Consider the following 21037-nt stretch of genomic DNA (forward strand, 5'->3'; position numbering starts at 1 on the left):
TCCTGCTGGTCTCGATGGTTCCGGGGGTGGCGGCGATCGCGTCGCCCCCGGGGCCCCGGGCCGCCGCCGCCGTCCAGACCCTCACCTGGACGGCCGACGACGACATCACCCGCTACCTCAGCTTCCCGACGCAGGCCGTCGCCGGGGAGACCACGATCGTCTTCGAGAACAGCGAGGCGACCGGCAACGACATGTTCATGTCGCACACGCTGACCTTCGACACCTCGGCCGAGGGCTACAACCACGACGTGAACCTGAACATCCTGGCGAACCCGCTGGACGCCAACAACGGGCGGCACACCGCCACGGTGACGCTCACGCCGGGCAAGTACCGCTACTTCTGCTCGCTGCCCGGCCACAGCGGCATGGTCGGCGAGCTGATCGTCACCAACGGCGGGCCGGACGTCACGGCCCCCACGGTCGGCGCACAGGTCTCCGGCACCCGCGACACCAACGGCAACTACGTCGGCAGCGCCACGGTGACGGTGACCGCCTCCGACGCCCAGTCGGGTGTGTCCACTGTGGAGTACCGGCTCGACGGCGGCGCCTGGACGCCCTACACCGCACCGGTGGTCGTCTCGGCGCTCGGCGCGCACACCGTCGGCTACCGCGCCACGGACAACGCCGGCAACGTGTCGCCGGAGGGGACCAGCACGTTCACGGTGGTGGCACCGCCCTCCGACACCACCCCGCCGACCGTGAACGCGAACGTGACCGGCACCCGGGATGCCAATGGCAACTACGTCGGCAGCGCCACCGTGACGGTGACGGCGTCCGACAGCGGTTCCGGGGTGGCGAGCGTGCAGTACCAGCTCGACGGCGGCGCCTGGACGGCCTACACGGCGCCGGTGGTCGTGTCGTCGCTCGGCGCGCACATGTTCCACTACCGGGCCACGGACAACGCGGGCAACGTGTCTCCCGAGGGCATGGCCTCCTTCACGGTGGTCGCACCGCCGTCCGACACGACCCCGCCGACCGTGAACGCGACGGTGTCCGGCAACCGGGACGGCAGCGGCAACTACGTCGGCAGCGCCACCGTGACGGTGACGGCGTCCGACAGCGGCTCGGGTGTGTCCACTGTGGAGTACTCGCTGGACAACGGGGCGTTCGTCGCCTACACGGCGCCGGTCGTGGTGTCGACGGTCGGGGCGCACACCCTGCGCTACCGGGCGACCGACAACGCGGGCAACACGTCGCCGGTCGGCAGCGTGTCGTTCACGGTCGTCGCCCAGGACACCACGGCGCCGACCGTCAGCGCGAGCGTGGCCGGTGAACGCGACGGTTCCGGCAACTACGTCGGCAGCGCCACGGTCACCGTGACCGCCTCGGACAGCGGTGCCGGGGTGTCCACTGTGGAGTACTCGCTCGACAACGCGGCGTTCGCGCGGTACACCGTGCCGGTCGTGGTGACCGGTCCCGGGGCGCACACCCTGCGCTACCGGGCGACCGACAACGCGGGCAACACGTCGCCGGTCGGCAGCGTGTCGTTCACGGTCGTCGCCCAGGACACCACGGCGCCCACGGTCACCGCGACGGTGTCCGGCAACCGGGACGCGGGCGGGAACTACGTCGCGAGCGCCACCGTCACGGTGACCGCCTCGGACAGCGGTTCCGGGGTCGCCTCGGTGCAGTACTCCCTGGACAACGGCGCCTTCGTCACCTACACGGCACCGGTGGTCGTGACGGCACTCGGGGCGCACACCGTGCGCTACCGGGCCACCGACAACGCGGGCAACACGTCGGCGACCGGCAGTGTGTCGTTCACCGTCGTGGCGCCGCCCGTGGAGGACACCACCGCGCCGGAGACCGCCGCCACGGTCACCGGCAACCGGGACGCGAACGGCGCGTACCTGGACCGTGCCACGGTCACCGTCACCGCCACGGACAACGGCTCCGGGGTGAAGACGGTCGAGTACGCGGTCGACGGCGGCGGCTGGACGCTCTACACCGCCGCCGTGATCGTGACCGCCCGGGGTGCGCACACCGTCCGGTACCGCGCCACGGACAACGCCGGCAACGTCGCCGCCGAGAAGTCGGTGACGTTCACGGTCGTGGAGCCCAGCGGGGACGCCTGCCCCAACTCCGACGACCGGCCGACCGTGGTCATCGACGGCTTCGACACGGGTGTGGCCAACGTCGACACCGGCAACGGCTGCACGATCAACGACCTCATCGCCGAGCGGGCGAGCTACCCGGACCACGCCGCCTTCGTCCGCCACGTGGAGGCGGTCACCGGCACGCTCGTCACCAACGGCGTGCTGACCCGCCGGGAGCAGGGCGCGATCGTGCGCGCCGCCGCCCGTTCGTCCATCGGTACCTGAACATCACTGGGGAGACCATGATGCCAAGAAAGACCGTCGTGTCGTTGGCCGTCCTGGCGGCCACCGCTTCCGTCCTCATCGCACCGACCGCCGCGCACGCGGCCCTGGTGACGTACTGCGTCGGCGAGGGCGGTGCGGTCACCGTGCCGAACGACCTCGTCGTCCCCGCCGGCGAGTCGTGCGCGCTCGCGGGCACCACCATCACCGGCAACGTCCGCGTCGCCGCCGGTGCGAGCCTGGTCGTCCAGAACGGCACCATCCGCGGCGAGGTCGAAATCGCCAACGACGGCTACCTGGACGCCACGAACACCACCATCAGCGGCGGGACCGTCCTCGCCGCCGGCGGGTTCGGGGTGTTCATCAAGGACAGCAGCAGCGGCGGGGTCACGCTGCGCCCCAAGGGTTCGGCCACCGTCGAGGGCTTCCTCTTCGTGGAGAACTCCACAGTGGACGGTGTGGTCAACGCACAGGTCGGCGAGGTGCGGCTGGACCGGCTCACCCGGGTGACCGGCAACGTCAGCACCAACGGCGCGTACTACACCGACGTGCACGACTCGTTCGTGGACGGCACGCTGTCGGTGCTGAACAACTCGACCGGCAGCGTCGTGTGCGGCAGCGCGGTGCAGGGCCGTTCGACGTTCGCCGGCAACCGCGGCGGCGTGCAGCTCGGCCCGAACGGCAGCCTCGACGGCTGCGCCTCCGGCGGCTACTTCAACCGGGACGTGAGCATCACCAACACCACCGGCGGCGTGACCCTCGACGACAACATCATCAACGGCCAGCTCCAGGTGAGCGGCAACAACCCGGCCGCCCGGGTCGCCACGAACAACCGCATCCGCGGCGGCGTCGTGGGCGACACGGCCGCGGCCGGTGCGGCGGCCCGCAGCGCGGGCGGCACCAGTCGCGACGCCACGGGCGACGACCGGGCCGCGGCGCGCCGAGACAAGGCGACCGGCGCCGCCGACGCGAAGGGGCCGGCCGACCTGTAGGACGATCCATTTCGGGGTGGGAGAGGGAACGCCGGTCGCCGCGCTGCGGTGGCCGGCGTTCCCGTGTGCGCAGTACTGAAACATTGACATGTAACGATGCTCGTCGATAGCGTCGCGCGCACCGTGCAGTCCCAGAAGGGCGGGCCCACATGTCGTCAGCTCTGCGCAGACTCACCTCCGGACTCCTCTCCCTCACCGTTGGCCTGGCCGCCGCCACGAGCGTCGGACCCGCGGCCGCCCACGCCGACACCCGTCCCACGCTGCCCAGGCCGGAGGTCGCCGGCGCCGGCGACGCCCCCCTCGGCGGCGTCGTTCCCGGGCGCACCGGGGCCGACATTCGCGCCTCGGTCGAGGCCCAGGCGGCGCACCGGGAACGCGCGCTGGCCCGCGCCGGTGGAGTGACCGTGGCGGCCCAGGAACATCCGGCCGCCGGCACCTACTTCAGCCGCCAGTCGCAGTCCACGGCCATCCGCGCCACGCACACCGTCTTCTACGGCACCGGCGACCGCACCCGGGTCGGCGACGTGGTGTACGCGCCGACCCTGATGCCGCCCAGCAGTGCCTGCCTGGAGATCACCACGGCGTACACCTGGGACGCCCCGGCGCTGTGGGCCTGGGACTGGTGCACCGACAACCCGGGCGTCGGCAAGGAGGTCCCGCTCAACGCGAACTTCGTCTCGACGTACACCACCCCGGTGAACGGCCTGCCGGCGTACAGCATCGACATCCAGAAGACCAACGCCGCCACCAACACCTGGACGGCGTACCTGTACAACTTCAAGAACGGCCGCTGGGACACCTTCTGGGCCAAGTCCGGCACCAGCCAGATCGGCCAGAACGGGTGGGACGTCTTCGAGCCCTACGTGACCCGCAACCCGTCGACCGGCCTCGGCTACTACTGCGCCACGATGGCGGGTCGCACGTTCGAGGCGCGCGGCATCCAGGTGCGGGTCAACGGCACCTACCAGAACGCCTCCGCGAGCACCGGCGCCTCGTACTACTGGATCGACCTCGCCTGCGGTTCCCGGCTGCGCTGGACCCAGAACGACCTCGCCAACTGGAGCGCGCGGATCAGCTGACCGGCGCGGGCGACGGCAGGCGGATCGGGGCGCGGCGCCACCACGTGAGGCAGCGCCACGCCCACTCCGCCGGCCCGTAGCGGAACCGGCGCAGCCACCACGCGCTCCACGCCGCCTGCAGCACCAGGATCCCCACCGTCAGGCCGACGATCCGCGGCAGGTCCCGCGTGCTGTCGATGCCCAGCGGCGGCCCGAGGGTCAGCAAGAGCGCGGTGGCGCTGAGATAGTTCGTCAGCGCCATGCGGCCCATCGGGGAGAGCACCGCCGACAGGGCCGGACCGGCCGGGGTGCGCAGCAGGAGCAGCAGGCCGCAGCAGTACGCGAGTCCCGTCGCGACGCCGGCCAGCGGGCCGAGCAGGCTCACGCCGCCGCCGGGCCCGCCCACGACGTTCCAGAAAGGAATGGCGACGTCGGCGAGGCGCAACGCGATCCAGGCGACGGCGAGTGTCCCGAACACCAGAAAGCCGACGGCGACGCGGCCCGTACGGCGCTCGAGCGCGGCGGGCACCTCCAGCATCGCGAGGGCGTAGCCGAGCGCGAGCAGCCCCGGGATCGGCCCGTAGCCGACGACCAGCTGCGCCCCGACGAACAGCAGCACCAGCGACACGGCCAGCGCGACCCGCCCGCCGGCGCGGCTCAACGGCAGCAGCACCACCAGACCGGCGAGCGCGTACGCGGTCAGCGCCTCGCCCGGGTGGAACGCGAAGTGCGCCAGCCCGATCAGGAACAGCCAGCCGAGCCGGCGGGCCAGCACCAGCCGCGGCCGGTCGGTCCGCAGCGCCGCACGGCGCAGGAAGATGCCGAAGCCGACCCCGAACAGGATCGAGAAGATCGGGTAGAACCGCTCGTAGAAGAGCAGCTGGACGGCGAGCGGCATCCTCGGTGCGGAGCCGGCGGCGGCCCCGCGGAACACCACCTGCTGGTAGATGTTGACGATCAGGATGCCGCAGAGGGCGAAGCCGCGCAGCGTGTCGAGCGCGTGGATGCGCGGGCCGGCGGTGGAGAGGTCGGCGCGGTCGGCGGTCACCGTTTCACCCTGCCGGGGTGACGCCTGGCGCTTCTGCCCACCTTCGTCGGCTTCCGATGCGACAAAAGTATGGCCGCCGGTGCGATGAGTTTCGGCCACGAGGACGGTCAACCCCACGTAGAACCTACACAGGAGGCTGAGACCATGACCGACACCCGCACCCTCGAGGTGACCGGCGCCGTGCTGACCTACGACGTTCAGGCGGTGCCCGACAGCACACACCCGACGCTGCTCGCGATCGGGTCGCCGATGGCCGCGGACGGCTTCGCCGACCTCGCCGCGCGGTTCACCGACCGGACCGTGGTGCGCTACGACCCGCGCGGCACGGGGCGCAGCGCCAAGGCCGACCCGGACAGCCCGTCGACGCCGGAGCAGCACGCCGACGACCTGCACCGGCTGGTCGACGCGATCGGTGGGCCGGTCGACGTCTTCGCCAGCAGCGGCGGCGCCGTCAACGCGCTGGCGTTCGTGGCGAAGCACCCCGAGCAGGTGCGGGTGCTGGTGGCGCACGAGCCGCCGGCGGCGCGCAACGTTCCGGACAGCGCGCGTGCGCTCGCCGCGATCGAGCGCACCCGGGAGCTGTACGCGAAGGAGGGCTTCGGCCCGGCGATGGCGAGCTTCATCGCGCTGACCATGCACAAGGGGGAGTTCCCGGACGGCCCGCTGGCCGGCCCGTCCGCCGCCGACATGGGCATGCCGACCGAGGACGACGGCAGTCGCAACGACCCGCTGCTCGGCCAGAACCTCATCAGCTGCACGCACTACGAGATCGACGTCGACGCCCTCAAGGCCGCCTCGACCCGCGTCATCATCGCGGTGGGCGCCGAATCGGTGGGGGAGTTGGCGCACCGTTGCGCTCTCGGCGTGGCCGAACGCCTCGGCCTGGAGCCGGTGACGTTCCCCAGCCACCACGGCGGGTTCACCGACAGCCCGTGGGCGAAGGGCGACCCGGACGGCTTCGCCGCGAAGCTGCGCGAGTTGCTCTGAGGGGCCCGCTCCTTGACGCAACCGGTTGATTGCCATAACGTCTGTGGCAACCAAAGAGTTGCTATAAAGGAGGCCGTGATGGGATTCCCCGACCGCATCGAACGCACCCTCGAGCTGCCCCACCCGCCCGCGAAGGTGTGGGCGGCGCTCACCACCGCCGAGGGGCTCGGCACCTGGTTCGGCAACGACGCCACCGTGGACCTGCGCCCCGGCGGCACCGCCCGGCTCACGTGGAGCAGCGGCGACAGCGCCGAGCTGACCGTCGAACGGGTCGACGAGCCCACGGTGTTCGCGTTCAGCTGGCCGATCTACGGGCTGCCGGCCGACGACCCCCGCCGCACGCGGGTGGAGTTCACCCTGCAGCCGGAGGGCGAGGGCACCCGGCTCCTGGTCGTCGAGACCGGGTTCGGGCAGCTCAGCGAGGACGAGCACACCAAGGCGTACGACGGCAACACGAGGGGCTGGACGAGCGAGCTGGCCGAACTGGTCCAATACCTCGATGCAGCGTGATACCGAATCGGTTGCCGAGCAGGTCTTCGCGGCCCTCGCCGACCCGACGCGGCGCGCCGTCCTGGCGTCGCTGGCCGCCGGTGGGCCGGCGACGGCCACGGACCTGGCGGATCGCCTGCCCATCACCCGGCAGGCGATCGCCAAGCACCTGGCGCTGCTGACCGAGGCCGGCCTCGTCACCCCCGAGCCGGGCGAACGCCGCCGGGTCCGCTACCGGCTGCGTTCGGCCCCGATGCGGGTGGCGCAGCAGTTCCTGGCGGCGCTCGCCAACGACTGGGACGACCGGCTCGACGCGCTGCGCAAACATCTCGGCTAGCGCGTTCACGTGACCGCGCCGCTCTGGGGCAAGCCGCCGGGACGTGTGTGAGCTCACGGAGGTCAACAAGCTAGTTGATATCCGTGAGCTCACACACGTCCGCAGTGAACTCACACCCGTGCGAGCTCCTAAGGCTTCTCCGCCCGGCGCAGCGCGGTACGGGCCAGGACCTGCTGCACGGTGACCACCCGCTCCGACCGCCCCCGGCCCAGGAAGCTGACGAACCAGTGCAGGACGGTCGTCAGCCTGTTCTTGAACCCGACCAGGTACAGCAGGTGCACGGCGAGCCACAACAGCCACCCGATGAACCCGGCGATCCGCAGCCTGCCCACGCTCGCCACGGCGTTGAACCGGGAAATGGTGGCCATGCTGCCCTTGTCGAAGTACTTGAAGGGCGGCAACGGATCCTTCCCGTCGAGCCGGCGCACGATCTGCTTCGCCGCGTACCGTCCACTCTGGATGGCCACCTGCGCCACGCCCGGAAGGTTGTCGAGCGCCATCAGATCGCCGACGACGAAGACCTCGGGATGCCCGGGGAGCGTGCAGTCCGGCAGGACCTTGACCCGCCCGGCCCGGTCGGTCTCCGCGCCGGCGGCCTCGGCCAGCCGCCTGCCGATCGGCGCGCCGGCCACGCCCGCGGCCCACATGCGCGTCATGCACTCGATGCGGTGGTGCTTGCCGTTCTTGTCCTTCGTCTCGATGCCGGTCGCGTCGACGCCCACGACCATCTGGCCCAGCTCGACCTCGATGCGGAGCTTGTGCAGCTGCACCAGGCTCTTGGTGGAGAGCTTGTCGCCGAACGTCCCGAGCACCGCGTCGGCGCCGTCGAGCAGGATGATGCGCGCCTCGCGCGGGTCGATGCGGCGGAACTCGCCGGGGAGCGTGCGGTGCGCGAGTTCGGCGATCTGGCCGGCCATCTCGACCCCGGTCGGTCCGGCGCCCACCACCACGAACGTCATCCAGCGTTCGCGGATCGCCGGATCGTCCTCCAGCTCGGCCATCTCGAACGCCCCGAAGATGCGCCCGCGCAGCTCCAACGCGTCGTCGATGCTCTTCATCCCGGGCGCGTGCTCGGCGAACTCGTCGTGGCCGAAGTACGACTGGGTGGCTCCGGCCGCCACGATGAGCGTGTCGTAGCCGACGGTGTACGTCGCCTCCGGCGCGGTGGCGGTGACCGTGCGGGCGGCCAGGTCGACGTCGACGACCTCCCCGAGGCGCACCTCCGCGTTGTCCTGGCGGCGCAGGATCTCCCGGGTCGCCGGGGCGATCTCGCCGGCGGAGAGGATGCCGGTGGCCACCTGGTACAGCAGCGGCTGGAAGAGGTGGTGCGTGGTGCGGGCCACCATCGTCACGTCGACCGGCGCCTTGCGCAGGGCCTTCGTGGCGAAGAGGCCGCCGAAGCCGGACCCCACGACGACGACCCTGTGCCGCTGCTCGCTCATCCATCGCTCCCGTCAGGCGTGATCTGGCTATTATGATCCGCTGACCTACCCAGTAGTGGTTGATGGAATCATCGGACCGTCCAGCGTTGGGCGCCGCTCGGGTTGCAGGTCCACTGGTGCACGAGCGTGCCGTTCTCGACGCCGCTCCACGCGACGTCGACGCACTTGCCGGTCGCCACGTTGACGATGGCCCCGTCGGCGGTGAACGTGAACCGTTGCGCGTCGGAGTTGTTGCACGTCCAGATCTGGATCTTCGTGCCGTCGGCCGGCCGGCTGTGGTCCACGTCCAGGCACTTGTTGCCGTAGACACGCAGTTCGCCGGCGGCGGTGCGGGTCCAGGTCTGGATGGTGCTGCCGAGGCAGTCGTAGATGTGCAACTGGGTACCGTCCACTGTGGACGTCTGCGGCACGTCGAGGCACTTGCCGGACTGCGGGTTGGCGATCATGACGGGGCTGCCGACCGGCGGGAGTACCTGCGCGTCGAGGCTGGCGGGCACGGCGCGCATCGCCTCCACCCACCGGACGCCCATCTTGTCGTAGCCGGCCGCCGTCGGGTGGATGCCGTCGGCCAGTTCGGACTGGCTGACGACGGAGTGCATGTCGACGAGGTGGACCAGCGGGCCGCGCTGCGCCACGATCCCCGGCAGCGCCGCGTTGAACGCCTGGATCCGCGCCTCCGCCACCGGATCGCTCTCCGGCACGAGCGTGGCGACGAAGACCTGCGCGGTCGGCGCGGCGGCCCGGATCGCGTCGAGGAGCGCACCCATACGCGCGGGTGCGTTGGGCAGGTCGTAGTTCTGGTTCACGTCGTTGGTGCCGAGGTGGATGAGGATCGAGCGGGGCGCGTAGCTGCGCAGCCAGCCGTTGAGCTGGGCGTGGATCTGGTCGATCCGCCAGCCGCTGTGCCCCTCGTGGTCGTGGTCGCCGAGCGAGGCCGGCCCGTTGGAGCCCGAACCGACGAAGTCGATCCGGTAGCCGGCGGCGGTCAGCAGTTCCCACATCTTGATGCGGTAGCCGCCCGGCACGTTGAACCCGTCGGTGATGGAGGCGCCGAGCGGCATGATGCGCACGCCTCCGTTGGACTCGGCGGCGTGCGCCGTCCCGGTGAGGGAGAGGACCAATGCCAGGACCGCCAGGCCGAGGAATCCTTTACGCATGCCCAGGATCTAACAGTGATAAATGTCAATGCGTCAATGAATCCGGCTCGGTCGGCTGGAAAACGACCAGTCGCTGGCCGTCCGCCACGGACAGCACCTCCGAGGTGAGGTCGAGCCGCCCCGCCACCGGATGCGCGAACGTCCGCCGGTAGCCGCTCTTCACCCGCACCTCGTGGTCGCTCCAGAGCCGCGCGAAGTCCGGGCTGTGCGTCGAGAGTTCGGCGACGAGGGCGTCGGCCCGGCCGCCGGCCACGGTGCGCAGGTGGGCCACGCAGTCGCGGGCCATCGCCTCCCACGGCACCACGAGGTCCCGCGCGGCCGGTGCGCGGAACATGTACCGCACGATGTTGCGGCGTTCGCGCGGCCAGTCGGCGAGCCCGTGCAGGAGCGCCTCGCCGGCGGGGTTCTCGGCGAGGATGTCGCTCTCCGGGCTCAGCACGTACGCCGGCGTCGGGCGCACCGTCGAAAGCAGCCGCACCAGTCCGGGGCGGGCCGCCGGCGCGGGCGTTCGCGGCGCGGGTCGCAGACCGGCACCGGCCTGCGCGAGCCGGTACAGGTGCTCCCGCTCGTCCTGGTCCAGCCGCAGCGCGTCGGCGAGCGCCGCCAGGACCGCCGCGCCCGGGTTGGTGTCGCGGCCCTGTTCCAGGCGTATGTAGTAGTCGACGCTGACGCCGGCGACGGCCGCCAGTTCCTCGCGGCGCAGGCCGGGGGTCTGGCGCCGGCCGACCCCGGCGGGCAGCCCGACGTCCTTGGGCCTCAGGCGGGCGCGCCGGCTGCGCAGGAACGGTCCGAGCTGATCCACCCGCCGAGTGTGCCACCGCGGGCCTGGTCCTCCCGGGGCCAGGCCCGCCGCGATCTTCCCCGGCGCGGGCGTCGCGACCAGGCTCGTCGCCATGAAGAACACACGGGTACTGATCGTCGGCGGCAGTTCGGGCATGGGCCTCGCGCTCGCGGAGCGCCTGCTGTCGGAGGGCGCCGAGGTGACCGTCGCGGGCCGTTCCCGGGACCGCCTCGCTGCCGCGTCCCGGACCGGGCTGCGGACCGCGCGGGTCGACGTCGCGGACGAGGCGGAGGTCCGCGCGCTCTTTCACGCCTCGGGGGAACTGGACCACGTGGTCGTGACCGCCGCCGACGTCACCGGCGCCTATCTGCCCCTGGGCGAGTTCCCCCTGGAGAACGCCCGCGCGGTCCTGGCGGTGAAGCTCCTCGGCCCCTGGCTGGTGGCCAAGCACGCGGCACCGGTCCTGGCGCCCGGCGGCTCGCTGACGTTCACCTCCGGCATCGCCGCCTACCGCCCGAGCCCGAACTCCTCCGTGCTCGCCGCCGCCAACGGCGCGCTGCCGGCGCTGGCCCGCAGCCTGGCCGTGGAACTGGCCCCGATCCGGGTGAACGTCGTCTCGCCCGGCTGGGTCGACACCCCGATCTGGGACACCCTCGCGGGCCCCGCCAAGCATGAACGCCTCGGCGCGATGGCCGCCCGCCTCCCGGCCGGACGGGTCGGCCGCCCCGAGGAGGTCGCCGAGGCGTTCCTGGCGGTGCTGCGCAACGGCTTCCTGACCGGCGAGACGCTGCACGTCGACGGCGGCCACCGCCTGGTCTGAGAATGCGGCCCGCCCCGGGAGAAACCCCGGGGCGGGCCGTGCCCTGACGAGCGGCGGAACTCAGGAGCGGCGGAACACCGACAGCGCGGGAAGCGCCCGCCCGTCGTAGTCCCACAGCGCCTGGTTCTCCCACCCGTCGCCCGAACCCGGGTCGGCCGGGTCCCAGCCGGCGCCCTCGACGGCCGTCCAGGTCGGCTCCCAGTAGACGACGCCGAGCGCGCCCGGCACCGCGGCCACCGTGGTGAACAGGTCCCGCAGCGCCTCGGCCTGACCGCGCGGGGTCGCCGGCCAGCCCGCCGTGGCGGCCAGGTCGGCGGTGAAGATGTTCTTCTCGTGGTCCCCCTCGGCCGTGGTGAAGCCGTACGCCGTCTCGGCCACCAGCACCGGCTTGCCGTAGCGGCCGCTCAGGTCCAGCAGGTTGGCCTGGAGATAGCCGAGCGGGCCGTGCCAGTACGTGTAGTGCGAGACCGCGATGACGTCGAACGGCACACCCCGCGCCACGGCGTTGTCGAACCACCAGCGGTGGCCGCCGTTGTTACCGCCCTCCGCGAGGTGCAGGACGATCCGCGCGCCCGGCGTGGAGTCCGTGACCGCCCGCGCGCCGGCCTTGAGCAGCGCCGCCAAACCGTCCCAGTTGTCCCAGCGGCCGTCCGGCCAGAGCATGCCGCCGTTGATCTCGTTGCCCACCTGCACCAGATCGGCCGGCGTGCCCTGCGCCCGCAACGCCGACAGCACGTCGAACGTGTGGTCGTAGACCGCCTGCGTCAGTCGGTCGAACGGCAGCCCGGCCCAGGCCGCCGGCTTGTTCTGCTTGCCCGGGTCGGCCCACGCGTCCGAGTAGTGGAAGTCGATCAGCAGCTTCATCCCGGCGGCCTTGGCCCGCACCGCCTTGCGCAGCACGTCCGCCTTCGCGTTGTAGCCGTCGGCCGGGTCGACCCAGACCTTGAGCCGCGCGTGGTTGACGCCGTTCGCGTGGAGCAGCCGCAGCGGGTCGACGCGCCGGCCGCCCGCGTCCCGGTACACCGCGCCGTGCTCCTCGTTCTTGGTGAGGTGCGAGACGTCGGCGCCGCGGATCGGCAGTGCGCCGGAGTCGCCGCGTTCGAACGACACACCGTCCACATTGGACCACTGGCCGCCGGACGCGTCGGAGCGCACGCCGATCGTGCAGGCGCCACGGGTCACCCGGACCGGCACGGCCACCCGCACCCACCACTCGGGTCCGGTGCGGGGCAGGTCGACGCCCGCGTCCGCGCCGCCGCAGCCGGTGAGCGTCAGCCGGGCGACCCGCTGGCCGCCGCTGGAGCGCACCGACGCGCGCAGGGTGTACGTGCCGGGGCGCAGCCCGGTGACGCGCTGGCTCGTGGTCACCCGGTAGTCGGTGTCGGACCAGTGGGTGAGCCGGTTGCCGCCGTCGACCCCGCCGGGTTCCACGACGCTCGCTTCGGCCCGGCCGGTCTCCCGCCAGCCGGCGGGATCCTGGCCCACGCCGTCCTCGAAGCCCGGGTTGACCAGTGTCGCGCCGGCCAGCGCCGCTACGAGAAGCGTCCTCACGGCGTCCACCGGATGTTCGGGTTGACGCGGCCGGACCAGTCGAAGACGGCCATGTTGTCCCAGCCGTTGCCGGTGCCGTTGATGTTCGCCGGGTCCCAGCCGTTGCCCGGAACGGCGTACCAGGTGGGCTCCCAGTAGAAGACGCCGACCGCGCCGGCGTTGCGGGCGGTGTTCTGCACCCAGGCGAACTCCTGCGCCTGCCCGGCCCAGGTGAGCGGGATGCCGTCGCAGGTGGCGTTGATGACGTTCGGCTCGGAGTCGGCGTCGGCGCCGGTGAACGGGTACGCCGTCTCGGCCAGCACGACCGGCCTGCCGTAGCGGGTGCGCATGTCCGTGATGACGTTGTACAGGTTGGTGAGCGTGCCGTGCCAGGCGCAGTAGTAGGACAGCGCCGTCATGTCCCACTGCACGCCCTGCGCCCGGATCCCGTCGTAGAACCAGCGCGCGTGCGCGAGGCTGTCCGCGTTGGCCGTGTGGACCAGCACGGAGGTGCTCGCGTTGCACGCCTTGACCGCGTTGTAGCCCTGCTTCAGCAGCGACGCGAGCGGGGCGAAGTTGTTGTTGACGACCTTGCCGTCGTTCCACAGCATGCCGACGTTGATCTCGTTGCCGACCTGCACCGTGTCCGGCGTCGTGCCCTGCGCCTTGAGGGCGTTGCACACGTCGAGCGTGTAGGTGTAGACGTCCGACTGCAGGGCGCTCAGGTTGTGCGAGGCCCACGCCGCCGGCTTGAACTGCTTGCCCGGGTCGGCCCAGGTGTCGGAGTAGTGGAAATCCAGCAGCAGCTTCAGCCCCTTGGCCTTGATGGCGCGGGCCTGCTGGAGCACCTTCGCCTTGTTGTTGTAGCCGCTGGCCGGGTTGTTCCAGATGCGCAGCCGGGCGTAGTTGACGCCGGCCGACCTGAGGATGTCGTACGGGTCGGCGGCGCTGCCCGAGGCGTTGTAGTACCTCGCGCCGAGGTCGAGGGCGCGTTGCAGGGTGGAGACGTCGGCGCCGAGCATGCTCAGCGTGGCGGCCTGGGCGGGGGCCGCCGTCGTGAGCACGATCGGGGTGGCGAGCGCGCAGACCGCGAGCGCTCGCAGGATTCTGGACATGTCGCTCCTTCGGACCGGAAAGTCGGTACGACTCCCGCCGGGGGTTGGCGGTAGCCGATTGGTGCCGAGAGCAATCAGGAAGCGGGCGACACAGTGCTAGCCCGGTGAAGATTGCCGCAGGACAACAGTGGTCGGAACCGTGACGGCCAACGGGGTGCGCCCGCCGATGACGTCGGTCAGCAGCCGGACCATCTCCTCGCTGATCCGGTCGTACGGCTGCCGCACGGTGGAAAGCGGCGGATCGGTCGTGGCGGCGACGCCGGTGTCGTCGAAGCCCACCACCCGGATGTCCTCCGGCACGCGGCGGCCGGCCGCGCGCAGCACCGGCAGCGTGGCGGCCGCCATCGCGTCGGAGGCGACGAAGACGGCGTCGATGTCCGGCGCCCGGTCGAGGAGCAGGCGCATGGCGGCCGCGCCGCTCTCCCGGGACCAGTCGCCGTGTGCGATGCGCTCCGGCACGGCCTCGATGCCGTTCGCGGCGAGCACGTCGAGGTAGCCGCCGAGGCGGTCCACCCCGCCGGAGGTGTCCTGCGGGCCGGTGATCGCCGCGATGCGCCGGCAGCCGACCGACAGGAGGTGCTCGACGGCGGCCCGCGCGCCACCCCGGTCGTCGGCGGCCACCGAACTGATCGCCTGTTCGTGGCCGAGCACCCGCCCGCACGCCACGATCGGCACCTCGGCGCGCACCAGCCGGGCCAGCAGCGGATCCCCGGAGTGCGGCGACACCAGCAGAACGCCGTCGACGTGCCGCCCGCCGAGATAGTCCAGCGCCCGGGCGCGTTCCTTCTCGGTGGCCGCGATCATCAGGATCAGCGTCAGTTCGCGGTCGGACAGCGCCTGCGCGACGCCGCGCAGCAGCACGGAGAAGTTCGGGTCCTCGAAGAGCAGGTGCTGCGGCTCGGTGAGCAGGAACGCCACCGAGCCGGAACGCCCGGTCGCCAGCGAACGCGCGTGCGGGTTGGCCCGGTAGCCGGTGCGTGCGATCGCGTCCTGCACGGCCTTGAGGGACTCGGGGCTGACCCACTCCCGCCCGTTGAGCACACGGGAGACGGTGGCGTACGAGACTCCCGCTTCGCGGGCGACGTCCCGGATGGTCGGCCGCTTGCGTCCCGTACCGGGCGAGGTCGGCACGGAGGAGATCATAGTAGGCGTCACCTGCCCTTCAGGCCTTGACGGCACCGGCCGCCAGGTCCACCCGCCAGTACCGCTGCAGCGTGAGGAACAGGGCGATCAGCGGCACGATCGACACCAGCGAACCGGTGATCACCGACGTGTACATGGCCGGCTGGTTGGCACCCTGGTTGAGCAGGCCGTTGAGGCCGACGGTGATGGGGTAGAGGTGGTCGTCGCCGAGCATGATGTACGGCAGCATGAAGTTGTTCCAGATAGCGACGAACTGGAAGAGGAAGACCGTCACCAGCCCGCTGCGCATCATCGGCAGCGCCACCCGGGCGAACGACCGCCAGTCACCCGCGCCGTCGATCCGGGCCGCTTCCAACACCTCCGAGGGAACGGCCGCCGCCGCGAAGATCCGGCACAAATAGATCCCGTACGGGCTGATGACGCTGGGCAGCAGCACCGACCAGTAGGTGTTCGTCAGGCCGGCCTCGGCCAGCAGCAGGTACTGCGGGATCGCCAGGATGACGCCCGGCACCAGCACGCCCGAGAGCACCAGGTTGAAGACGCTCTTCTTGCCCGGGAACTCGTACTTCGCGAGCGCGAATCCCGCCATCGCCGACACCAGGGTCGAGGCGAGCGCGCCGACCCCGGCGTACAGGGCCGTGTTGGCCATCCAGCGCCAGTACAGCCCGTCCCGGTAGGCGCTCAGCTCGGCCAGGTTGTCCAGCAGGTGCGTGCTCGGCGCGAACGTGAACGTCGAGAACAGCTCGTCGAGGCTCTTGCTGGACGCGACGAGCACCCACAGCACCGGCACGAGGCAGTAGGCCGCGCCGAGCAGGAGAATCACGGTCGCGGCCGGGCTGGCACCGTTCCCCCGGGTAGTGCTCATCTCAGCTCTCCTGCCCGAACGCCCGGTTGCCGACCAGCTTGAGGAACCCGAACGACAGCGCGAAGGTCGCGACGGCGATGATGATCGACGTGGCCGCCGCGGAGTGGATGTCGTTGCGGGTGAACGCGTCCCGGTACACCGTCATCAGCGGGCTCCACGTGGTGGAGATGGTGTTGCTCAACGGCTTGAGGTTCATCGGCTCGGCGAAGACCTGCAGGGTCGCGATCAGCGAGAAGACGAACGTCATGATGAGCGACGGCCGCACGATCGGCACCTTGACGCGCAGCGCGATCTGCAGCTCCGACGCGCCGTCGATGCGGGCCGACTCGGACAGCTCGCTCGGGATGGCGCGCAGCGCCGTGTAGATGACGATCATGTTGAACCCGGTGCCGCCCCAGATCGCGACGTTCGCGACGGCGTAGAGGACGAGCTGCGACGAGAAGAGGTTGGGCGCGCCGATGCCGGAGTGCTCCAGCACCCAGACGAACGGGCTCACCCGCGGCAGGTACAGGAACCCCCACAGCAGCGACGCCACCACGGCCGGCACCGCGTACGGCAGGAAGATCGAGATCCGGGCGAACGGGCCGATGCGGGTGCGCCCGGCGTCCAGCAGCAGCGCGAAGAGCAGCGCGCCGCCGAGCATCACCGGCACCACGATCAGCCCGTACAGCGCGACCCGGCCGACGCTGGCGAGGAAGTCGGGTTCGGAGAGCGCGTCGGCGTACTGGCCGAGGCCGGCCCACACTTCCGTGCGCGCGTCGGGTCCCAGGCCGAGGCCGCTCACCTTGACCTTCCACAGGCTGAGATAGGCGGTGTAGAGGATCGGCGCGGCGAGGAAGGCGGCGAAGAGGACGAGCGCTGGTGCCAGGAAGGCGTACGGCGCTCTGGCCCGTGCGAGCATGGCGCCCCTTTCGGTGTCGCGGCCGGGCGCGCCGCGCCTGGCGGGTGGAATCCGGTCGGCGGGTGCGGCGCCTGGGGGCCGTGCCGCACCCGCCGGCCGTGGATCGGTCCGGCTCTCGGATCAGGCCGTCTTGAAGCCGGCCTTCTTCAGGTCGTCCAGCGTCGTCGTCTGCATCGTGCCGAGCGCGGCCGTGAAGGCGGCCGCCTGCCTGGACTCCGCCGCCTTGCCGAACGCGTCGTTGTAGGCGTTGTACGCCACGTTGACGTTCGGCCCGTAGGTGAACGGGTTGGTCGCCTTGGCCGCCTGCGCGGCGAGCGCGTAGAAGTCCGTCTGTTCGGCGAAGAACGCCGGCGGGGTGGTGAGCGCCGTCGCGGTCGCGTCGGTGGCGGCGGGGTAGACGTTCGCGGTCTGGGCGAGCGCCTTGAGCGCGGCCGGATCCGTGTTGAGCCAACCGGCGAACTGCGCCGCCTGCTTGCGGTGCTTCGTCTGCGTCGTGACGCTCGTGGCCGAACCGCCCCAGTTGCCGTTCGCGGGCTTGGCGGCGTCCCACTGCGGCAGGAGCGCGGCCTTCCACTTGCCCTTCGTCGCGGGCGCGCTGCCCGAAAGCACTCCCGGGCCCCACACCGCGCCGAGCCAGCCGACCTGGGTGCCGTCGTTCAGGGCGGCGTTCCACTCCGGGGTGTACATGGGCGTGTTGAGCACGGCGCCCTCCTGTACCAGGCCGCCCCAGTACTGCGCGACCTTGCGGGTGTTGGCGTCGTCGATGTTGACCGACCAGGCGTCGCCCTTGACGCCCCACCAGGAGGCGCCGGCCTGCTGGGAGAGGCCGGAGAACCAGCCCGGGTCGTTGGCGGAGAACGTTCCCAGGTACTGCTTCGGGTTGGCGGCGTGCACCTTGCGGGCCACGTCGGCGTACTGCTCCCAGGTCGTCGGCGCCTGCAGGTTGAGCTGCTGGAAGATGTCCGCCCGGTAGAAGAACATCATCGGCCCGGAGTCCTGCGGGACGCCGTAGACGGCGGACTGGCCGAGCGTGACGCTGTTCCACGCCGAGTCGGGGAACTTGGACTTGAGCGACCCGGCCTCCTTGGCGATGTCGGCGATGGCGTTCGCCGCGACGAGGGTCGGGATCTTCTGGTATTCGGCCTGCATGACGTCGGGTGCGCCGCTGCCGGCCTTGATCGCCGTCAGCAGCTTGGTGACGGCCGGGTCGCCGCCGTCCTGCTTGTTGACGGTCACGTGGATGTCGGGGTGGGCGGCGTTCCACACCTCGGCGACCTTGTCCATGTTCGGCGCCCAGCTCCAGTAGGTCAGCTCGACCTTGCCGCCGGACTCACCCTCGTTGTCGTCGGTTCCGCTGCATCCGGTCGCCGCCAGCAGCAGGATCGCGGTCAGCGCCACCAATCTCTTCATCGGTCTCCTCAGGGGGTGGGACCGCGCGTGCACGGCCGAGGTACCTGTGACCGGTTACAGTGATCCCGCTCAACCGAGATGTCAAGGGCTTGATTCCGGCCCGTTACGTCGGGGTATCTTGCGGGTCCGTGCCTCTGTGACCGATCACAGGTTCCTGCCCTTGAGGAGGCCTCCTCGTGCCGCTGTTCGTCTCGCACCAGCCGTGGGCCGCGCCGCTGCGCCGCCCCCGGATGAGCAACGCCGAGGACGTCCGACCGGGGCTGTCGCTGACCGACCGCTACCTGACCCGCGACGGGGTTCCGCTGATCCCGGTCTCCGGCGAGATCCACTACAGCCGGATCCCGCGGGAACGGTGGGCGCACCGCCTGCGCCAGCTGAGAGCCGGCGGGGTCACGGTCGCCGCGACGTACGTGTTCTGGCTGCACCACGTGCCCGAGCGCGGCAGGCCCCGCTTCGACGGCAACCTCGACGTGGCCGCGTTCGTCGACGAGTGCGTCGCGGCCGGCCTCGACGTGGTGCTGCGCATCGGCCCGTGGTGCCACGGCGAGACGCGCAACGGCGGCTTCCCCGACTGGGTGCGCGACGCGCCGGTCCGGCACCGCACCGACGACCCCGCCTATCTCGCGTTGGTGGCGGAGTGGTTCGGTCAACTGGCGACCGCGCTGGACGGCCGCTGCGATCCGGCCCGGGTGCTGGCGGTGCAGCTGGAGAACGAGCTGTACGACCAGCCGGCACACCTGGTGTCGCTGAAGCGGCTTGCGCGCGCGGCCGGCCTGAGCGCTCCACTGTGGACGGCGACGGCGTGGGGCGGCGCCGACCTGCCGGACGAGGAGGTGCTCCCGCTCTTCGGCGGCTACGGCGACGGATTCTGGGTCGACGCCGACGCCCCGTGGGACCCCACCTTCCGCGACCACTACTTCTTCTCGCATGTGTGGGACGACCCCGGCATCGGCGCCGACGTGCGGCGGGCCCACGAGGCGCGCCTGGCGGCCGTGCAGCCGCGCACGCCGTCACCGCACTTCCCGCCGGCCACCTGCGAACTCGGCGGCGGCATGGCGACCGCGTACCACCGCCGGCCGCGCCCCGCCGGGCTCGACGTCGCCGCCGTCGCGCACTGCAAGATCGGCAACGGTTCGGCCTGGCAGGGCTACTACATGTACGCGGGCGGCACCAACCCGGCACTGCCCGGCGGGGCGCAGGAGTCGCACGCCACCGGCTACCCGAACGACATGCCGCGCCTCGGCTACGACTTCCACGCGCCGGTGGGGGAGTCCGGTGCCCTGGGTGGTTCGCACCCGGAACTGCGGCGGCAGCACGCCTTTCTGGCGGCGTTCGGGGCGTCGCTCGCCGAGATGCCCTCCAGCCTGCCGGCGGTGCGACCGTCCGGTGTGGACGACGCGTCGACGCTGCGGTACGCGCTGCGTTCCGACGGCGAACGGGGCTTCCTGTTCATCGCGTGGCACCAGCCGCATCAGCCGCTGCCGCACTACCGCGACGCCCGTTTCCGGATCACGCTGGACGGCGCGGAGCTGCTGTTCCCGTCCCACCCGGTGGACATTCCCGCGGGAACGCTCGCGCGCTGGCCGCTCCGCCTCGAGGCCGGCGGGGTGCGGCTGGAGTGGGCGACGGCCTCGGCGCTGACGTTCCTGCCCGGCGCGGTGCCGACCCTGGTGCTCACGGCCGAGGAGGGGATCGACGTCGAGCTGGCCGTCGCCGACAGCCTGGACGGCGACGGCGTGACGGTGCGCGCGGTCCGGCCGTGGCCCGAGCCGGTGCGACTGTCCACATCGGACGGTGGTCGGCTGGACGTGCTCGTGCTCGCGCCGGAGTGCGCCCCGAAGGTCTGGGTCTGCGAGGACGGCCCCGCCCGGCGGCTCTTCCTGTCGCCGGCGGAGCTGACCTGGGGCTCGGACGGGCGGGTGTCGGTGCACGGCGGCGAGGCCGCCGTCTACGACCCGTCTGCGGGCGCCTTCGTCCCGTTGCCCCTCGAGCCCGCCGCCGCTCCCGTGGCAGGCAACGCGGCCGCGTCCTCTTTCCCGGCGGGCGGGGCGGCTGCTTCTGTGGCGGGCGGGGCGGCCGCGTCCTCGGCGGGCGGGGCGGCCGCGTCCCCGGTGGACGGGTCCACTGTGGACGGTGCGGTCGGGGTGCGGGAGGTGCGGCCGGCGGCGGGCACGGTGCCGGTCTCCTACGGCAAGCACGAGGGCCGGCAGTCCGCGCCGGCCCCGGAGGTCTTCGAACAGCTGGCCGCCGTCCACCGCCTGTCGCCGCCGGACTGGGCCGCCGACCCCGCGTTCGACGCGCTGCTGCGCATCGCCTGGGCCGGCGACGTCGCCGAACTCCGCCTCGACGGCCGGCCGGTCACCGACCGGTTCTGGGACGGTGCGCCGTGGACGGTCAGCCTGCGCGACGCCGGCTACCGGCCGGGCGCCGAGCTGACCCTGCACGTGCTGCCCCTAGCCACCGGTTCGACGGTGCACCTGCCCGCCGACGCCCGCGAACGCCTGCTCGCCGCCGACGGGCAGCTGCTCGCCGTCGACGAGGTGCGGGTGATCGGCCGCCCCGTTCGACGGGAAGTGTCGAGAACCTGATTTATCCCCGATGATCGCAATTTGACGCGGATCAATGCGTACGTTGGGTGGTGTAA

At 71.7% G+C, this 21037-nt stretch carries 17 protein-coding genes and 1 pseudogene; 8 read left to right on the plus strand and 10 right to left on the minus strand.

Annotation, left to right across the window (positions count from 1 at the left end):
• Positions 1-14 precede the first annotated feature (14 nt).
• From Val02_RS18415 to Val02_RS18425, 3 genes and pseudogenes are all read left to right on the plus strand, one after another.
• A pseudogene (locus Val02_RS18415) lies at positions 15-2102 on the plus strand (OmpL47-type beta-barrel domain-containing protein); the annotation flags it as partial.
• A gap of 239 nt (positions 2103-2341) precedes the next feature.
• Positions 2342-3310 carry a hypothetical protein gene (locus Val02_RS18420; RefSeq protein WP_203900324.1) on the plus strand — a complete coding sequence of 323 codons (969 nt, stop codon included), beginning with the start codon at positions 2342-2344 and terminating at the stop codon, positions 3308-3310.
• Between the two features lie 149 nt (positions 3311-3459).
• Positions 3460-4389: a hypothetical protein gene (locus Val02_RS18425; protein WP_203900325.1), complete on the plus strand. Its 930-nt coding sequence runs from the start codon at positions 3460-3462 to the stop codon at positions 4387-4389.
• On the opposite strand, the gene Val02_RS18430 is transcribed toward Val02_RS18425, so the two are convergent.
• Positions 4382-5416 (minus strand): DUF418 domain-containing protein, encoded by a 1035-nt coding sequence (locus tag Val02_RS18430; RefSeq protein WP_203900326.1) that lies wholly within the window; start codon positions 5414-5416, stop codon positions 4382-4384. The two genes, Val02_RS18425 and Val02_RS18430, sit on opposite strands and share 8 nt — an antisense overlap.
• Positions 5417-5560: 144 nt before the next feature.
• Between Val02_RS18430 and Val02_RS18435 the strand changes: the two genes are divergently transcribed.
• The 3 genes from Val02_RS18435 (at position 5561) to Val02_RS18445 (ending at position 7229) form a co-directional block, all read left to right on the plus strand.
• The gene (locus Val02_RS18435) at positions 5561-6403 is read left to right on the plus strand and encodes an alpha/beta fold hydrolase (RefSeq protein ID WP_203900327.1); all 843 of its coding nucleotides are present in this window, start codon (positions 5561-5563) and stop codon (positions 6401-6403) included.
• Positions 6404-6481: 78 nt separating this feature from the next.
• A complete protein-coding gene (locus Val02_RS18440) occupies positions 6482-6913 on the plus strand; it encodes an SRPBCC domain-containing protein (protein WP_203900328.1) in 432 nt (143 codons plus the stop codon).
• Complete coding sequence (locus Val02_RS18445; protein WP_203900329.1) at positions 6903-7229, plus strand: ArsR/SmtB family transcription factor; 327 nt, start codon at positions 6903-6905, stop codon at positions 7227-7229. Before Val02_RS18440 ends, Val02_RS18445 begins: the two co-directional genes overlap by 11 nt.
• Before the next feature lie 128 nt (positions 7230-7357).
• Here Val02_RS18445 and Val02_RS18450 read toward each other — a convergent pair whose 3' ends face one another.
• The 3 genes from Val02_RS18450 to Val02_RS18460 form a co-directional block, all read right to left on the minus strand.
• Positions 7358-8671 carry an NAD(P)/FAD-dependent oxidoreductase gene (locus Val02_RS18450; RefSeq protein ID WP_203900330.1) on the minus strand — a complete coding sequence of 438 codons (1314 nt, stop codon included), beginning with the start codon at positions 8669-8671 and terminating at the stop codon, positions 7358-7360.
• Between the two features lie 68 nt (positions 8672-8739).
• A complete protein-coding gene (locus Val02_RS18455) occupies positions 8740-9828 on the minus strand; it encodes a ricin-type beta-trefoil lectin domain protein (RefSeq protein WP_203900331.1) in 1089 nt (362 codons plus the stop codon).
• 25 nt (positions 9829-9853) lie between these two features.
• On the minus strand, positions 9854-10630 hold the full coding sequence (locus tag Val02_RS18460) for an MmyB family transcriptional regulator (RefSeq protein ID WP_239153131.1): 777 nt from the start codon (positions 10628-10630) through the stop codon (positions 9854-9856).
• A gap of 91 nt (positions 10631-10721) precedes the next feature.
• Here Val02_RS18460 and Val02_RS18465 point away from each other — a divergent pair, with 91 nt between their 5' ends.
• Positions 10722-11429: an SDR family oxidoreductase gene (locus Val02_RS18465; protein ID WP_203900333.1), complete on the plus strand. Its 708-nt coding sequence runs from the start codon at positions 10722-10724 to the stop codon at positions 11427-11429.
• A 60-nt stretch (positions 11430-11489) separates the two neighbouring features.
• Here Val02_RS18465 and Val02_RS18470 read toward each other — a convergent pair whose 3' ends face one another.
• The 6 genes from Val02_RS18470 to Val02_RS18495 all read right to left on the minus strand — a co-directional run bounded on the left by Val02_RS18470 (position 11490) and on the right by Val02_RS18495 (position 18393).
• Complete coding sequence (locus Val02_RS18470; protein WP_203900334.1) at positions 11490-12980, minus strand: glycoside hydrolase family 53 protein; 1491 nt, start codon at positions 12978-12980, stop codon at positions 11490-11492.
• On the minus strand, positions 12977-14074 hold the full coding sequence (locus Val02_RS18475; RefSeq protein WP_203900335.1) for a glycoside hydrolase family 53 protein: 1098 nt from the start codon (positions 14072-14074) through the stop codon (positions 12977-12979). The genes Val02_RS18470 and Val02_RS18475 overlap by 4 nt, the downstream gene beginning before the upstream one ends.
• Positions 14075-14170: 96 nt before the next feature.
• Positions 14171-15205, minus strand: coding sequence for a LacI family DNA-binding transcriptional regulator (locus tag Val02_RS18480; RefSeq protein ID WP_239153133.1), 1035 nt, complete (start codon positions 15203-15205; stop codon positions 14171-14173).
• A 31-nt stretch (positions 15206-15236) separates the two neighbouring features.
• Positions 15237-16082: a carbohydrate ABC transporter permease gene (locus tag Val02_RS18485; protein WP_203900337.1), complete on the minus strand. Its 846-nt coding sequence runs from the start codon at positions 16080-16082 to the stop codon at positions 15237-15239.
• Between the two features lies 1 nt (position 16083).
• The gene (locus Val02_RS18490; RefSeq protein ID WP_203900338.1) at positions 16084-16983 is read right to left on the minus strand and encodes a carbohydrate ABC transporter permease; all 900 of its coding nucleotides are present in this window, start codon (positions 16981-16983) and stop codon (positions 16084-16086) included.
• Positions 16984-17103: 120 nt separating this feature from the next.
• Positions 17104-18393, minus strand: a complete 1290-nt coding sequence (locus tag Val02_RS18495; protein ID WP_203900339.1) for an ABC transporter substrate-binding protein — start codon at positions 18391-18393, stop codon at positions 17104-17106.
• A 176-nt stretch (positions 18394-18569) separates the two neighbouring features.
• On the opposite strand from Val02_RS18495, the gene Val02_RS18500 reads away from it, so the two are divergent.
• Positions 18570-20981, plus strand: coding sequence for a beta-galactosidase (locus tag Val02_RS18500; protein WP_239153135.1), 2412 nt, complete (start codon positions 18570-18572; stop codon positions 20979-20981).
• Positions 20982-21037 lie beyond the last annotated feature (56 nt).

Source organism: Virgisporangium aliadipatigenens, from assembly GCF_016863615.1.
In the GTDB taxonomy this organism is placed as follows: Bacteria; Actinomycetota; Actinomycetes; order Mycobacteriales; family Micromonosporaceae; genus Virgisporangium; species Virgisporangium aliadipatigenens.